Source organism: Pedobacter sp. UYP24 (genome assembly GCF_054057295.1).
Map to the genome: position 1 here is coordinate 60278 of NZ_JBSRZD010000010.1, position 15661 is coordinate 75938.

Sequence of the window (15661 nt, forward strand, 5' to 3'; positions counted from 1 at the left end):
TTTATTCGTTAGGTGGTGCTATAAATGTTGTTTCAAAATGATCAATTTCTTTTCCATGGCTTATAATTTTAAAGCTTATTGCGGTTTTATACCGATGAATAGCCTTTAAAGGGAGCAGTACAAAAAAGGTAACTTTAACACTGCTTCCATAAGCAATGCTGTCTGCACCCTGAATATATTGGATTTTTGCCCGGGGATCGTCTGGCAATAGTTTAAATTTGATTGATGCATTGGTTTTATTAACAAGTTCTGCAGTGTAAAGATTGCTTACGCTGTCTTTATCTCTTAGCTGGTACAATGTTCCGCTTGCGCGAAGTATAGTAGTCTCTACATCGGTTCTTCTGAGCAGCAATACAGTTAAAACGGTGACCAAAAACAGCAATACAATACTGTAGCCGTATATCTTTTTACTGATCCTGAAATTGGTTTTATTTTTGATTTCTGATTCAGATTTAAAACCAATTAGCCTAAGGGGCCTATTAACTTTTTCCATAACCATATCACATGCGTCTATGCATGCCGTACAGTTAATACATTCCAGTTGGGTACCATTCCTGATATCTATGCCCGTAGGACATACCTGAACACACAATTTGCAGTCAATACAGTCGCCGCTCACATTTTCCTGGCCTCTGCTTATCTTGTTTCTGGGCTCGCCGCGCTCGTAATCATAGGCAACTATTATACTCTGATTATCCAATAAGACGCCCTGCAAGCGGCCATAAGGACAAACCACCGTACAAACCAGCTCTCTCATCCTGGAAAATACCAGGTAAAAGACAAAGGCAAACACCCAAAGCGAAATAAAGCCTGAAACATGTTCTCTTACTGGTTCAGTGATAATTTTTATTAGCGTTTCTTTACCGATAATAAATGCCAGAAATATGTTTGATATCAGAAAAGAGATCAAGAAAAACACACTGTGTTTTAAAGTTTTCTTATAGAACTTCTCCCAGTTTAGTGGGCTATCATCCAATTTTTTTTTATGAATGTGATCACCCTCAATCCAAGTTTCAATTTTCCGGAAAACCATTTCCATAAAGATAGTTTGCGGACATACCCAACCACAAAATACCCGCCCAAATACAACCGTAAACAATACGATAAATACAATAAAGGAAAGCAAAGCGAGTACGAATAGGTAGAAGTCCTGAGGCCAGAAAATAATGCCGAAGAAAACAAACTTACGCTCCAGCACATTCAAAAGAACCAGCTGTTCGCCATTTAATTTTATAAAAGGAGCAGAAAATAGCAGCGCAAGAAAAAAGAAACTAACCCAAGATCGGTAACGATATAGTTTTCCTTTAATATGGCTAGGATAGATCCATTTCCTTTTATTCCCATCGTCAGTTAGCGTGGAGATTTGATTCCTGAAATTTGAGGGGGCTTGCGACATGCCTGTTACAATTTATTACCTTGCGGTGCTTTTGCTCCTGCGGGATTGGTACCCTGAAGTGTTAAAATATAACTTGCCAGCTCTGCAATCTGCTTTGGTCTTATTGTTTTTTCCCATGCAATCATCCCTTTGTCTGGCACTCCGTATTTAATAGTTTTAAAAATTTCTTTAACAGTTCCGCCATGTAACCAATACGCATCAGTAAGATTTGGTCCTACAATGCCTTGTCCATTTTCCCCATGGCATGGCGCACAGGTGGATTTAAAAAGTATTCCTGCTGTTTTTAGCTCAGCAGCCTCTTTAATAATTTCTACATTGTTCTCGTTAATCTTATTGGCAGCGTTGCCCGGTTTTAACAACATGGCCGTTTTAGCTTCCTCGGCTTGCTTTAACTCAATGGCATATTCTTCTTCCTGTAAAGGTGCCCATCCAAATACATGGTAGGTAGTAAGGTAAACGATGGCGAAGATGATCGTTCCATAAAATAGTACCATAAACCAGGCAGGAGTTGGGTTGTCCAGCTCAGCAATACCATCAAAGGTATGCTCCATAATTAGCTCCTTCTCCTCTGACATGGGCTTCAATCCCATAATCCTTTCTAAAACAGATGGCTTAGCAGGCAAAACTACTGCGGTTTGCGCTAAAGCAATTCGCCTTTGCTCTTTTTCCGCTTCTGTGTCAAATGGGCTTGGATTCAGAATTTCTTTCGCATATACCCTAATTACTTTCAATATCAGCATTGAAACGCCAAGTACAATGATAGCAACGGCCAATAGTAGGCCAATAAATAATTCTGTCATAACTAATCTTCTTTTAAAGGGAGTTCACTCATGTATTTTATTTTATCCTTTTTCATTGTCAGTAGCAACACCGTTACCAGTATGAAAAACAACATAAATATTCCCATAGATGTAATCAGATAAACCTGATTACCATTTACTTCATTTAAAAATTGCTTAAACATCTTGCTTTGTTTTAGTTGTTCTATTTTGCTTTGATATCAGTTCCAAGTCTTTGCAGGTAAGCAATAATGGCTATAATTTCCCTATCGCTTTTTACATTTACCTTGTTGTCTTTCAAATCATCAGCTATGCTTTTTGCTTGTTTGTCCAGATCGGCATTTGCACGATTTTCATATCCATCTTCGTAAGGAACACCCAGTGTTCTCATTGCATTGATTTTTGCCCTGGTGGTAGTAGTATCTAATTTTTGATTGATCAACCATTCGTATGGCGGCATAATACTACCTGGCGACATGGTTTGTGGATCTAATAAGTGATTAAAATGCCAGCTATTTCCATATTTACCACCCTCACGTTGCAAATCCGGGCCTGTTCTTTTTGATCCCCACAAGAAAGGGTGATCGTAAACAAACTCTCCGGCCTTACTATACTCTCCAAAGCGTTCTGTTTCTGATCTAAATGGTCTGATCATCTGAGAGTGACAGTTTACACAACCTTCTCTTATATATAAATCCCGACCTTGCAATTCCAGCGCAGAATACGGTTTCACACTACTAATTGTTGGTATGTTAGATTTTATAGTAAAAGTTGGCATCATCTCGATCATTCCTCCAATTAGTATCACAATAAGAGAAAGCACCAAAAAAATCATTGGCTTACGTTCCAGAAAACGGTGCGCTTTTTTATCTGAGCCAACAGGCTGATAATTAATTGGCAACGGCAAGGCTTCTGCTGCTTCATTTGCAAGTAGTTTACCTGTCTTTACAGTTTTGATCAGGTTATAAGTCATCACCAATACTCCGGTAAGGTACATCGCACCACCAATTGCCCTTAAGATATACATTGGAATAATTTGGATCACTGTTTCCAAAAAGTTGGGGTATTTTAACATCCCTTCTTCATTGAATTGTTTCCACATCAAGCCTTGTGTGAAACCAGCGAAGTATAATGGAACTGCATAGAAAATAATTCCTAATGTGCCTATCCAGAAGTGGAATGAGGCCAGTTTTTTAGAATATAGCTCTGTTCTGTAGATTCTTGGTATAAGCCAGTATAAAATTGCAAAGGTTAAAAATCCATTCCACCCAAGTGCTCCAACGTGTACGTGTGCTATAATCCAGTCTGTATAGTGAGCAATTGCATTAATCTGTTTTAAAGCCAGCATTGGCCCTTCAAAGGTTGCCATTCCATAAGCGGTAATACCAACAACCATAAATTTTAGGATTGGATCCTCTCTAACTTTATCCCATGCGCCACGTAATGTTAAGAGTCCGTTGATCATACCTCCCCAGCTTGGGGCAATGAGCATGATGGAGAACGCTACACCCAAAGACTGAGCCCAGGATGGGAGTGAGGTATATAGTAAATGATGTGGGCCTGCCCAGATGTAGATAAAAATTAACGACCAGAAATGCAGGATACTCAGTTTGTAGGAATATACGGGCCTGTTGGCCATTTTAGGAAGGAAGTAATACATCATTCCCAGATACGGAGTAGTCAGGAAAAACGCAACAGCATTGTGCCCATACCACCATTGTACCAATGCATCCTGCACCCCGGCATATACATAATAGCTTTTAAAAGCTGAAATAGGTAATTCAAATGAATTAACGATGTGAAGAACGGCAACAGTAACAAACGTAGCAATATAAAACCAGATGGCCACATACATATGCTGCTCTCTTCGTTTAATAATCGTTCCAAACATGTTTACCCCAAAAACTACCCATATTATTGTTATGGCAATATCTATTGGCCACTCCAGTTCTGCATATTCGTGTGAGGTTGTAAAGCCTAAAGGAAGCGTAATCACAGCAGAAATAATGATGAGCTGCCAACCCCAGAAATGAATTTTACTCAGTACATCACTAAACATCCTGGCTTTGAGAAGTCTTTGAAGGGAATAATAGACCCCCATAAAGATCGCATTTCCAACGAAAGCAAAAATCACTGCATTGGTATGCAATGGTCTGATCCGGCCAAAAGTAGTGTATTGCGAACCCATGTTAAAGGCTGGTTTAAACAGTTGGGTAGCAATTAGCAAGCCTACTGTCATGCCTATTATACCCCAAACTATGGTGGCTATGGCAAAGTTTCTAACGATCTTATTGTCGTAGTAAAATTTTTCAGTCATTTTATAATATCTGTATGGTTACGTGCAGTAAAATTAAGGGGCTTTAATTTGCCGATCCGTGATAGATGTTTGTCTTAAATGTGATCTTGGTCACCTATTTTTTTAACAGGATCAATTATTTCATTGTCAAATAATATTCTAACTGATGGCGTGTAAGTATCATCATTCTGACCAGACCTCATAGCCCAGAAAAAGGCTGCAAGGAAAATGAGCGCCAAAAGAATACTACAGCCGATTAAAAAAAATAGTATGTTCATATTAGCTTGTTTTTTCGTGCAAATAATCTAACAGTGAGCGTGGTAAATAGTATTATGGTAATTGTACTTAAGGGCATTAGTATGGCTGCAATTAAAGGAGAGAGTAAACCCTGTACTGCAAAAAATAACCCGACTATGTTGTAAGTAAGCGATATTGCGAATGAAAGATGGATAACTTTTACTGCATCCTTAGCCTGTTGTATAAATTGAGGAATCTTTTGAAAGCTTTTACCATCCAATACCGCATCACAGCCTGGGGTAAAATTGTTGATGTTGTCTGTGATGGCTATGCCCAAATTGCTTTGCTTCAATGCACCTGAATCATTCAAACCATCACCAAACATCAATACTTTCCTTCCAGAGTTTTTTTGTAAGTTCAATATGTATTCCAGCTTGTTTTGGGGAGATTGTTCGAAATGCATTTTTGAAATACTAGTAAAGAATGGAATAAGGGATGCCCTATCATGGTCTCGATCGCCGGACAACAAATGGAGGTCGGCCTGGTTGTTTAATCTCTGCACCACATTTTTAAAGCCTTTACGCCATGGCTGATTAAAGTTAAAATATCCGAGATAGTTCTCATTGATCATCACATGAACGCTGGTGTTTTCAAAAGAGTTTTTCAGTGGAAGGCTAAGGAATGCAGAACTTCCCAATTTTACGTGATTTCCGTTGACCATCCCACTGATTCCTCTCCCAATTTTTTCTGTATAATAATCTACTCTAAATTTTTCTTTTAGGTTTAGGTAGGTCGTAAGTTCACGACTTAGCGGGTGACCAGAATTTCTTGCAAGGTCACAAATTTGTTGTCTTTGCGCGTCTGTAAGATCGCCAATGAAGGATACTGATGCGGCTTGTGGACTGGTTATAGTTCCTGTTTTATCGAACACATAGGTGTCTATTTTTGCTAATTCTTCAACTACCGCATTATTTTTTAAGTATAAGCCGTTCTTGTCAAAAATACCAATCACAGCAGCCAGGGTAAAAGGAGAGCTCAAAGCTAAGGCACAAGGACAGGCTATAATCAGCACGGCAGTAAATGATGCCATTGCGCGATTGGAATCTTGAAATAACCAAAAAGTACCTGCGGCTATGGCTATACTAAGCAGTAGAAAACTAAAATATTTACTTGCTGTATCACTAAAGGTTTTGATGCCGTTTTTAGGTTTAAGAAATGTATCATTGTTCCAAAGTTGAGTCAGATAACTTTGAGATACAGGCTTGAGCACTTCCATTTCTAGTATACCAGTAGTTTGTCTGCCGCCAGCATATATGATCTCACCAAGTGACTTTGTTATTGGTTCAGATTCTCCGGTTACAAAACTAAAATCAATTTCGGCAGTTCCTTTTAGCAATATGGCATCAGCTGGAATAATTTCCATGTTGCGAACCAAAATCCTGTCGCCTATTTTAAGCGCGGCTAAGGGTACAGATTTTTCCATACCATTTCTAATTGTAGTTACCGCAACTGGAAAGTAAGATCGGTAATCACGTTCAAAGGAAATGTGGTGAAATGTGCGTTGTTGCATCCATTTTCCAATTTGAAGGAAAAAGATCAATCCGCTTAGCGTATCTACAAACCCAGCACCGGTTTGCGTACTTATCTCGTATATGGAGCGGAAAAACATGACTGCAATTCCCAACGCTAAAGGGAAATCCAAATTGAGTCTACCAATTTTTAAATTATTCCAAGTAGAAATAAAATAGCCCCCGCCACTATATAGTACTACTGGGATGGAGAATACCAAGTTAAGCCAGCCAAAGAAATTAGCGTAAACCCTTTCAAAATTTCCAATCCCAAAGTATTCCGGAAAGCTTAACAACATCGCGTTCCCAAAACAAAAACCGGCCACGGCTATTTTGGTGACCAAATCCCTATCATCCGAATTAGAGTTCTTTTCTTTAACAACGTCCTGCAAACTGATTAATGGTTCGTAACCAATAGTGGCTAGAATTTCAACTACATTTTTTAATGAAGTCTTTTCATTTTTAAACGTGATATTAACTTGCTTTTTTAAAAAATCAATTCTCGATTTTACTACAGAAGGCAGTAGCTCATGTAGGTTTTCCAGTAGCCAAATACATGAACTGCAATGAATGACAGGTATGTAAAATGTTATTATGGTTATCTGATCATCCTGATAGTCTACCAGCTGCGCTGATATTTCTTTAACATCCAAGTAATCTAGATTTTGCTTATTTCCTTTCTGAGTTTGCCCTGGAACATTATTATAGCTATAATAACTGGAAAGGTTGTGTTTAGATAAAATAGTATAAACAGTTTGACAACCTACACAGCAGAATGTCTTTAGATCGGTTTGATATGAATCATCAATAACTTCCTCTCCACAATGAAAACAAACTGAGTGTATTGCTGCTGATTTCTCCTTAAGCATAAAACTATTTTATGCTCCAAAAGTGTTAATTATTCGAAAGTTAGAACGTGACAAAGATTGCCCTAATAAGTGACGCTCGTCACGTATCAAATGCATTCTGGAAAGAAATGAGTTAAAGTTATTTTTGAATGTCTACACTAATAGAATCAGTGATTTGGATTCCACTCGTTGCTGATGAGTTGTATAGGATTTTATATTTCCCAGGTTTATTAAATGAATAGGCCTTTAAAAGATCAGTTTTAACAGAAAGACTGTCACCGGGTGCAATACTAATATAACTATCTGCTGGAGGTGGCATGATGCGCTTTGCCATAGGCCCTTTATAGGAAGCTTCCTTTCCATTTTCCATCACTATGTCTAAATACTTGCTCATTAATGGTTCAAAAGGAGTGTGCCATTTACAAAATTTCATTGCACTGTCTGTATGGTTGTAAACAGTAAAAATTAACTCAAAAGGATTGCCTATTTTCTGGGTTGGTTTGGCATATATTTTACCAATAAGCGCAGTGTCTGATTTCACAGTTATTGAATCAGATTTAATGTTAGTAGCCTCTGTATTTCGTGAAGACTGACTACAAGCTGCAAAGGCAAAAACTATAGTAGCGGAAAATAATAATTTTATCTTGTTCATGTTTAAACAACGGAACTCTTATCATTTTATTTGATAAAATCAACTATTAAAATAATTTTTTACAATGATCTTTCTTATCGAAAATTGACCTTTTGAAAGTGTAGGTTTTTGCGATAAGTATATCTATTTCTGAGGATAATTTCAAATTTGCACTATCTAAAGCAAAATCAGCATTGTAGAATGGATGATTAAGATTTGCCTTTATATCCATGATTTGATTTTTTAGATGGGTTTTCAATTTCCCAACCAAATTTCTCAAATTTTCAAGCGTATTCACATTTGATTGATTGATAATAAATGACCCACACCTGAATAAGGCTTCCAGTCTGCCAATTTGATTCTCCAATGATGAGCTGGTTACTGTCCATTTTTCTGCCAGTCTGTTCAATTTATCTTGAACTGTTTCTAATCTGTTGATAACTAAAGTTGTAATCATTTTCTCTTGCTTTATAAAGCAAAAGTATTAAGTCTGTATTGCTGTAGCTATGATCAAAATCATAATATTTGCTGTTTTCTATCATTAATGTAACCATTAGCTTTTGAGAAATTTATAGTTGTAATTACAGCTAGTTACTACTAATAATATTCCAACAGATAAATATTTTATAAAATGAAAAAGCTTCTGATTCCCACTGATTTTTCGAGTTGTGCAGATACTTCAATTGACTTTGCCGTACAGACAAATAAGTTGTTTACTGCAAAATTGTCACTACTCCATGTGATCAATTTTATGGGTAACGTGTATGGTGACTACACAGGAATGAGTGTAGAATTGTATGAATCAATGATCCAACAATCTGAAAAGGAAATGGCCTCCCTTAAAAACCAACTTGCTAAGAGAGGTGTAGGTTCTGTTAATACAGAAATCTCCAATAGCGCTGTTACAGATAGTATCTTGCAAGCTATAATAGAACAGGGTATTGATATGGTGATAATGGGTACACATGGGGCCAGCGGGTTAAAGGAAAAGTTCTGGGGAACTCAAACGGCTGAACTTATAGGTAAAGCAAATGTTCCTGTAATTGTTGTACCTTCAGATTACGAGTGGAAAAAACCAGAAAAACTCTTATTTGCCACTAATAACTTCGTGGAAGATAAAGAAACCTTGATGGCTTTGTTTGAAATTGCAGACTTTTATAAAGTAGAGGTTCAGGTAATGGTTTTTACCGGCGAAGATGAAGACACCGAATTGGAAGTTATTACACATAAAAGGAGCGCGCCAGGTTACCAGGCAGTACTGGAAAGAAAATATCCTGGTAGAGCAATTCAAGTTACGCAGTTGTTTGGAAGAAATTTTGAAGATAGTATTACAAATTTTGTGTATTCAAATCATATAGATATGTTAGCGATGGTTAGCCATAAAAGGACATTTTTAGGTGGGTTATTTCATCCAAGCATGACTAAGCGCATCAGTTTCCATACAAAAGTTCCATTTTTAGTTATACCAGATCTTAGTGGAAGGGTTATTGAAGTCTAAGCTTTGTATATTTTATATTTGTTTATGGATAACCGATAATACTACCCAGGAAGAAGACAAGCGTCATCCGAATTGAAATCACGCTCATAAACATTTTAGAGTAGGGGTTAAAATAATGCCAGAACTATTTGGTTAATTAATAAATAATATTTTTATTTGATTAATCAAACCAATAATTCAAATTTTAGCCTTATGCTCTCCAGATATGCCCTTGTAATCTTATTTTCTTTCTCTTCATTTACCGCTTTTTCCCAACGTAAAGTTGCTGAGAATATGTATCAACATAAGTTAAAAAATGGGCTTGAAGTTTTAGTTATTGTTGACAGTACAGTACCATTGGCAACGATAGAAATTGCCTGCAGAAATGGGTCTTTTACAGAACCCAAAGAATACAACGGTCTTAGCCATTTGTACGAACATCTTTTCTTTTCTGCTAATAAAGACTATCCAACTCGTTCCAGTTTTGTTCAAAAAAGTAATGAGTTGGAGATCAACTCTAATGCTACAACCAGAGAGGAGGTTGTCAATTACTACTTTACCTTACCTTCCCAAAATCTAAAGGGCGGGTTAAAGTTTATGAACTCTGCGATACGGAATCCGATGTTTTTAGAAGAGGAGATGAAGAAGGAAAACGAGGTGGTAAATGCAGAGTTTACTAGGCATGAATCCAGTCCGATGTTTGACTTCATTGAAGAAGACAGCAGGCGACTTTGGAGAGACAACTATTCCAGAAAGAACGTTGTGGGTAATCATGAGGTTATTCTCTCTGCTACACCTGCTAAAATGGATTCCATAAGAAATAAATACTACTGGCCAAATAATTCAGTGCTGGTTATTGCTGGAGATGTAAAGGCTGACGAGGCATTTTCAGCAGCGGAAACTGTTTTTGGCAGCTGGAAAGCTTCTGAATTTGATCCCTTTAAAAAGTGGCCAATACCTGAAGTGGTACCCTTAGCTAAAAGCGATTATTACATATTAAAAACCGATAAAATTTTAGATCCTGAAATACAGTTCAGCTGGCTTGGGCCAGATACCAGGAATGATGTTTTAGGAACGTACGTTGCGGATGTTTTTTCCTATTTAGTGAATCAAAATGGGTCAAAGCTTAAAATGGCTCTGGTAAGTACGGGTTTAGCCAGAGATATTAACGTGGGTTATTATACTCAGAAATACACAGGACCAATCAGACTAGGTATTAGTCCGAACCCAGGCAAGATAAAAGAATGTTACGAAGAAATTTTAAAACAACTTGCACTTTGGGATGATGATAATTACCTGACGGATGCTCAAATAGAACGGGCAAAACGTTTGCTTGCCGTGGAGCAAGTTGAGCGAAGGGAGGTCACTTCAGAATATTCCCATTTGATTTCGTTCTGGTGGGCATCTGCTTCAATAGACTATTATTTGCATTATGAGGAGAATGTGAATAAAATAACGAGGAAAGACCTTATTGATTATGTACGCAAATATATTAAGGATAAGCCCCATACTGCTGGTCTCCTTATCCATTCCAGTCTCGTAGATACTGTTAAACCTGAAGAATTCTTCAAATCCAAGTAACGCTCATGAAACTATACCTGATAAGTTTTCTAACTGTTGTACTAAGCAGTACGGCCGTAGCTCAAATTCCTGCTACAACCTTCGATGTGGATGGTCTTAAAGTTATTTTTCGTCCTACCCAAAAAGAAACAGTAAGTATTGCTATGTACTTTAGAGGTGGAGTTATGAATTACCGGCCAGAACAGGCGGGAATTGAAAATCTTGCCTTGGCTACTGCAACCACATGTGGTACTAAAAATTATAAGGTTTACGATTATCAGGAGTTGGCAGATGAGTATGGTATTAATATTTCTGGCGCCTCCACAACAGATTATGGCGCAATTAGCATGGGCTGTATTTCCAAATACCTAAACCAAGGTTGGAAGTTGTTCTCAGATGCAATCGTTAACCCCACATTTGATCCTACGGAGTTTAGTAATGAAAAGGAACGGATCATATCTGTGACACATGCTAGAGATGCTAGTCCGGAGGCAATGGTTGATCAGATGACATTTACAACGATGTTTAAAAATACGCCTTATGCTGTATTGCCATTAGGTAGCGAAAGATCCCTGCGAAATTTAAATACAGATAGTGTAAGGAATTACTATTTCAATACGCTGTTGAATAAAAAAAGAATGTTCCTGGTAGTAGCAGGCAAGATCAGCAGAGAAGAATTGGAAAAAAAGATTAAAGATGCTTTTGTTGGAATTCCTTCCAAAACTTACAATTTGCCTATTTATACAGATGTTCAACTTAAGGGAGATCGCTTAATTACTACGCAACGCAATATCGCTACAAATTACATAAGTAGGGTAATGAATGCGCCCACAATGAGCAATCCTGATTATCCTGCCTTTAAACTTGCGGTAACAGTTTTAAGTAGCTACCTGCACTATAAATTACGAACAGAACAGGCGCTTTCCTATGCTCCTGGTGCGACTGTAAAATTATTGCAGATGCCTTATACTTCGCTTTATGTAAGTACAACACAACCAAAGAAATCTATACAAGGCATGATGGAGGCATTCAACGACATCAAGCAGGGAAACTACAATTTAAACGTACTTAAAGATATCAAAAAGAGTTATAAGCTAGATAATTATAACGACCAGGAAAGCGCAGTTTCGATAGTTTCTAATTTGGGTAAAGCAGAAATATTGGGTGATTACAAACTTGAAGAAAATATGCTGGATAAAATAAGCGCAGTTAATGCTGAAGAAGTCAGTAGGGTATTCAATAAATACCTTGCTGGCGCGATATGGGTTTATTTAGGGGATGAGCAATTGGGTAAAGATGCTTTTAAATAGGTTTTATCCAAATCTATAACTTTATTTATCCAACCAGGCTGCTATATTGTTCATGAAACAATGATTTTGCGCTCACTACATCACCTATTACAATTATTGCTGGATTGCTTAGGCCATGCAGTAATGCTGTTTTCTGTAAATCGGATACTTGACAGGTTGCATGTTTTTGGTTTGGTAACGTTGCATGCTGTATAATTGCAGCTGGTACTGAGCCCCGTCCTTCTGAATTATAGATTTCTGATATCTCTCTCATCTTTTTCATTCCCATATAAATTACAACTGTTGCAGAGCTTTTCATTGCACACTTGAGGTCTTGAGATAAGGATCCATCTTTTTTTGTGCCTGTTATTACCCAGAAGCTTTCGCTTATTCCTCTATGCGTAAGCGGGATATCAATTGAACCTATACCTTGCATACTGCTGATCCCTGGTACGTATGTTGCTGTTATTCCATGTGCTTCTGCAAAAAGTAATTCTTCGAAACCTCTTCCGAAAATAAAAGGATCGCCACCTTTTAGACGTACCACAATCTTCCCTTGACTTGCATGTTCAACAATTAAATCATTTATTTTTTCTTGAGGAGTACAACATTTGTAAGGTTTTTTTCCTACATAAATCATGTTGCAGCTCTTAGGTGCAATTTCTAAGATTTTTTCGCTACATAAATTGTCATAAAGTATAACTTCTGCTGATTTTATGATTTTATAAGCCTTTAATGTAAGTAATTCAGGATCTCCAGGTCCCGATCCTATAATAAATATATTTTTTGTTTCTTTTGTCGTCTTCATGTGAATTTACTTAAATGTTATTCTGTAAAAGTCTTGAAAATATATTGAATATTAAAAATATTTATGATAAATATCATATAAACACTAAAATTAATACAATTTATGTCTACATTCGTATATCAAAAATTAGTAAATGTGATTTATAACAAATATATATTCCAATTTACGGGTTATATTTAGAATTAAAAAACAAAAACATAAGTTTATATTGAATAATTAATGAATAAAAGGTCTTAATATGAAGAAAATACAAATTATTGTGGTCGGAAATGGAATGGTGGGCTACAAATTTTGCGAAAAACTCAAATCCAGAAGTGATTTATTTAAATTGACTGTTTTTGGTGAAGAATCTAGACGTGCTTATGATCGTGTCCATTTAAGTGAGTACTTCAATGGTAAAACTTCTGAGGATCTTTCTTTATCTACAGAAAATTGGTATCAGGAAAATGAAATTGATTTACACCTTAATAGTCCTGTTGTCCAAATAGATCGCGATTTAAAAACGGTCACCACTTTAGTTGGTTTAACATATTCTTACGATTTTTTAATTTTCGCCACAGGCTCTGGCGCTTTCGTACCTAACATTCCAGGTGTTGATAAAGAAGGTGTATTCGTTTACCGTACCATAGAAGACCTGGATTTGATTCGAAGTTATGCAAAAAAAGTAAGAACCGCTTCGGTAATTGGTGGTGGATTGTTGGGTTTGGAGGCTGCAAAGGCACTTATAGATTTAGGAATACAGAAAACTAGTATAGTTGAATTTGCACCCAGGCTTATGCCGAGACAGATAGATGACGCAGGTAGCAAAATTTTAGCTTCGAAACTATCTGATCTTGGACTTGAAATTCTTCTTAATAAAAACACCTCATATATAGAGGGTAAAGAAGCAATAACAGGGTTAAAATTTAGCGATGATACCAGTTTAGCTGTGGAAATGCTGGTAATATCTGCCGGAATTAAACCAAGAGACGAGCTGGCAAGAGCATGTGGTATAGATGTGGGCCCACGAGGCGGAATAATTGTTGATCAAAAGATGCAAACTAACGATCCATCGATCTTTGCGATTGGTGAATGTGCATTGTTTGAAGGAATGATTTACGGCCTAATTGCTCCGGGTTATGAAATGGCAGAAGTACTAGTTACCAATCTTTGCGACGGAACAAAAACGTTTTTGGGCTTTGATATGAGTACGAAGCTAAAATTGATAGGAATAGATGTAGCTAGTTTTGGTGATAATTTCATAACTGAACCGGATTGCCGTACTATAGTATTTGAGAATAAGCATAAAGGAATCTATAAACGGATAAACATTAGTAATGACGGGCAATACCTTTTAGGAGGTATATTAATTGGAGATGCAACAGCCTATAACCTGCTGTTGCAAACATCCAATAATCGAATTATATTATCAGACGATCCTGAAGAGCTTATTTTGGGTTCGAGGGGTGGAGACACAGCAGCAGGATCTGGAATTACAAGTTTGCCGGATAATGCACTAATCTGTAGTTGTGAGGGTATTTCAAAAGGGGATATCTGCTCAGCAGTAATTGATGGCTGTGAAAATATAGATGACTTAAAAAAGTGCACAAAAGCTGGTACAGGTTGCGGCGGTTGTTTGCCTATGGTTAAAGACTTATTGTCATATACTTTAAAATCTCAAGGTAAATATGTTAAGAATGTAATATGTGAGCACTTCGATTATTCAAGGCAAGAACTTTTTGACCTTATTCATATTCATGAGCTTAAAAGTTACGACGCCGTTTTAGATGCACTTGGTAAAAATGACGGATGTGAAGTTTGTAAACCTCTGGTAGCCTCTCTATTGGCTAGTCTTTGGAATGAAATGATCCTTGAAAAAGGAAACGATGTAGCTCAGGATAGCAATGATCGCTTCCTAGCAAATATTCAAAAGGGAGGTTCTTACTCGGTAGTACCTCGTGTGGCTGGTGGAGAAATTACTCCTGAGAAATTAATTACAATAGGTGAGGTTGCTAAGAAATATAATCTATACACAAAAATTACTGGTGGTCAGCGAATAGACATGTTTGGCGCGCATCTTAATGATTTGCCTTTAATTTGGGAAGAACTCATAGCAGCTGGTTTTGAAAGCGGGCATGCTTATGGGAAAGGACTTAGAACCGTAAAAAGTTGTGTTGGAAGTACATGGTGTAGATTCGGACTTCACGACAGTGTGAGCTTTGCAATCAGAATAGAAGAAAGGTATAGGGGTATTCGTGCACCGCACAAATTTAAATCAGGCGTAAGCGGTTGTATAAGAGAGTGTGCAGAAGCTCAAAGTAAAGATTTTGGAATAATAGCTACAGAAAAGGGCTGGAACTTATATGTATGTGGCAATGGCGGCAGTAAACCTCAACATGCACTTTTACTGGCAACAGAGCTTGATAGTGATACCTGCATACGATATATTGACAGATTCTTAATGTTCTACATTAAAACAGCAGATCCTCTTACCAGAACTGCAACCTGGTTAAATAAAATGGAGGGTGGGATAGATTATCTCCGAAATGTGGTTGTCAATGATAGCCTTAACATGGCTCAGCAGTGGGAAAACGACGTAGAAAATCTAATTAACTCTTACAAGTGCGAATGGAAAGAGGCGGTAGAAAACCCTGCCATCAGGAAGCGCTTTTCTCACTTTGTTAATGCACCGGAAGATAAAGACCCGTCCATTGAATTTGTGGAGATGCGCGGGCAGAAAAGAACTGCCGAATGGAAATAGTCTAACCAGATAGATCACATAAAAACCTAACA

At 37.3% G+C, this 15661-nt stretch carries 13 protein-coding genes; 4 read left to right on the top strand and 9 right to left on the bottom strand.

Annotated features, from left to right (window positions below; all coding sequences use genetic code 11):
- Position 1: 1 nt before the first annotated feature.
- From ccoG to ACVWYN_RS15690, 8 genes are all read right to left on the bottom strand, one after another.
- A complete protein-coding gene (gene ccoG / locus ACVWYN_RS15655) occupies positions 2–1396 on the bottom strand; it encodes a cytochrome c oxidase accessory protein CcoG (RefSeq protein WP_457289817.1) in 1395 nt (464 codons plus the stop codon).
- A gap of 5 nt (positions 1397–1401) precedes the next feature.
- Positions 1402–2196, bottom strand: a complete 795-nt coding sequence (locus ACVWYN_RS15660; RefSeq protein WP_457289818.1) for a cbb3-type cytochrome c oxidase N-terminal domain-containing protein — start codon at positions 2194–2196, stop codon at positions 1402–1404.
- A gap of 2 nt (positions 2197–2198) precedes the next feature.
- The gene (locus tag ACVWYN_RS15665; protein WP_457289819.1) at positions 2199–2360 is read right to left on the bottom strand and encodes a hypothetical protein; all 162 of its coding nucleotides are present in this window, start codon (positions 2358–2360) and stop codon (positions 2199–2201) included.
- A 20-nt stretch (positions 2361–2380) separates the two neighbouring features.
- The gene (ccoN, locus tag ACVWYN_RS15670) at positions 2381–4492 is read right to left on the bottom strand and encodes a cytochrome-c oxidase, cbb3-type subunit I (protein WP_457289820.1); all 2112 of its coding nucleotides are present in this window, start codon (positions 4490–4492) and stop codon (positions 2381–2383) included.
- A gap of 74 nt (positions 4493–4566) precedes the next feature.
- Positions 4567–4749, bottom strand: a complete 183-nt coding sequence (gene ccoS, locus ACVWYN_RS15675) for a cbb3-type cytochrome oxidase assembly protein CcoS (RefSeq protein WP_457289821.1) — start codon at positions 4747–4749, stop codon at positions 4567–4569.
- On the bottom strand, positions 4746–7145 hold the full coding sequence (locus tag ACVWYN_RS15680) for a heavy metal translocating P-type ATPase (RefSeq protein WP_457289822.1): 2400 nt from the start codon (positions 7143–7145) through the stop codon (positions 4746–4748). Before ACVWYN_RS15680 ends, ccoS begins: the two co-directional genes overlap by 4 nt.
- 118 nt (positions 7146–7263) lie before the next feature.
- Positions 7264–7776, bottom strand: a complete 513-nt coding sequence (locus tag ACVWYN_RS15685) for a protease (protein WP_457289823.1) — start codon at positions 7774–7776, stop codon at positions 7264–7266.
- A 46-nt stretch (positions 7777–7822) separates the two neighbouring features.
- Positions 7823–8212 carry a hypothetical protein gene (locus ACVWYN_RS15690; protein ID WP_457289824.1) on the bottom strand — a complete coding sequence of 130 codons (390 nt, stop codon included), beginning with the start codon at positions 8210–8212 and terminating at the stop codon, positions 7823–7825.
- A 174-nt stretch (positions 8213–8386) separates the two neighbouring features.
- Between ACVWYN_RS15690 and ACVWYN_RS15695 the strand changes: the two genes are divergently transcribed.
- From ACVWYN_RS15695 to ACVWYN_RS15705, 3 genes are all read left to right on the top strand, one after another.
- On the top strand, positions 8387–9253 hold the full coding sequence (locus ACVWYN_RS15695) for a universal stress protein (protein ID WP_457289825.1): 867 nt from the start codon (positions 8387–8389) through the stop codon (positions 9251–9253).
- Positions 9254–9445: 192 nt separating this feature from the next.
- Positions 9446–10813 carry a M16 family metallopeptidase gene (locus ACVWYN_RS15700; RefSeq protein ID WP_457289826.1) on the top strand — a complete coding sequence of 456 codons (1368 nt, stop codon included), beginning with the start codon at positions 9446–9448 and terminating at the stop codon, positions 10811–10813.
- A gap of 5 nt (positions 10814–10818) precedes the next feature.
- Positions 10819–12102, top strand: coding sequence for a M16 family metallopeptidase (locus ACVWYN_RS15705; RefSeq protein ID WP_457289827.1), 1284 nt, complete (start codon positions 10819–10821; stop codon positions 12100–12102).
- A gap of 25 nt (positions 12103–12127) precedes the next feature.
- On the opposite strand, the gene cobA is transcribed toward ACVWYN_RS15705, so the two are convergent.
- The gene (gene cobA, locus ACVWYN_RS15710) at positions 12128–12889 is read right to left on the bottom strand and encodes a uroporphyrinogen-III C-methyltransferase (protein WP_457289828.1); all 762 of its coding nucleotides are present in this window, start codon (positions 12887–12889) and stop codon (positions 12128–12130) included.
- A 238-nt stretch (positions 12890–13127) separates the two neighbouring features.
- Here cobA and nirB point away from each other — a divergent pair, with 238 nt between their 5' ends.
- Complete coding sequence (gene nirB, locus ACVWYN_RS15715) at positions 13128–15629, top strand: nitrite reductase large subunit NirB (RefSeq protein ID WP_457289829.1); 2502 nt, start codon at positions 13128–13130, stop codon at positions 15627–15629.
- The last annotated feature ends 32 nt before the right edge of the window (positions 15630–15661 follow it).

Excerpts from the sequence above, each read along its gene's own strand:
- ccoG (WP_457289817.1), bottom strand. The coding sequence starts at position 1,396 with ATGTCGCAAGCCCCCTCAAATTTCAGGAATCAAATCTCCACGCTAACT.
- ACVWYN_RS15660 (WP_457289818.1), bottom strand. The coding sequence starts at position 2,196 with ATGACAGAATTATTTATTGGCCTACTATTGGCCGTTGCTATCATTGTA.
- ACVWYN_RS15665 (WP_457289819.1), bottom strand. The coding sequence starts at position 2,360 with ATGTTTAAGCAATTTTTAAATGAAGTAAATGGTAATCAGGTTTATCTG.
- ccoN (WP_457289820.1), bottom strand. The coding sequence starts at position 4,492 with ATGACTGAAAAATTTTACTACGACAATAAGATCGTTAGAAACTTTGCC.
- ccoS (WP_457289821.1), bottom strand. The coding sequence starts at position 4,749 with ATGAACATACTATTTTTTTTAATCGGCTGTAGTATTCTTTTGGCGCTC.
- ACVWYN_RS15680 (WP_457289822.1), bottom strand. The coding sequence starts at position 7,145 with ATGCTTAAGGAGAAATCAGCAGCAATACACTCAGTTTGTTTTCATTGT.
- ACVWYN_RS15685 (WP_457289823.1), bottom strand. The coding sequence starts at position 7,776 with ATGAACAAGATAAAATTATTATTTTCCGCTACTATAGTTTTTGCCTTT.
- ACVWYN_RS15690 (WP_457289824.1), bottom strand. The coding sequence starts at position 8,212 with ATGATTACAACTTTAGTTATCAACAGATTAGAAACAGTTCAAGATAAA.
- ACVWYN_RS15695 (WP_457289825.1), top strand. The coding sequence starts at position 8,387 with ATGAAAAAGCTTCTGATTCCCACTGATTTTTCGAGTTGTGCAGATACT.
- ACVWYN_RS15700 (WP_457289826.1), top strand. The coding sequence starts at position 9,446 with ATGCTCTCCAGATATGCCCTTGTAATCTTATTTTCTTTCTCTTCATTT.
- ACVWYN_RS15705 (WP_457289827.1), top strand. The coding sequence starts at position 10,819 with ATGAAACTATACCTGATAAGTTTTCTAACTGTTGTACTAAGCAGTACG.
- cobA (WP_457289828.1), bottom strand. The coding sequence starts at position 12,889 with ATGAAGACGACAAAAGAAACAAAAAATATATTTATTATAGGATCGGGA.
- nirB (WP_457289829.1), top strand. The coding sequence starts at position 13,128 with ATGAAGAAAATACAAATTATTGTGGTCGGAAATGGAATGGTGGGCTAC.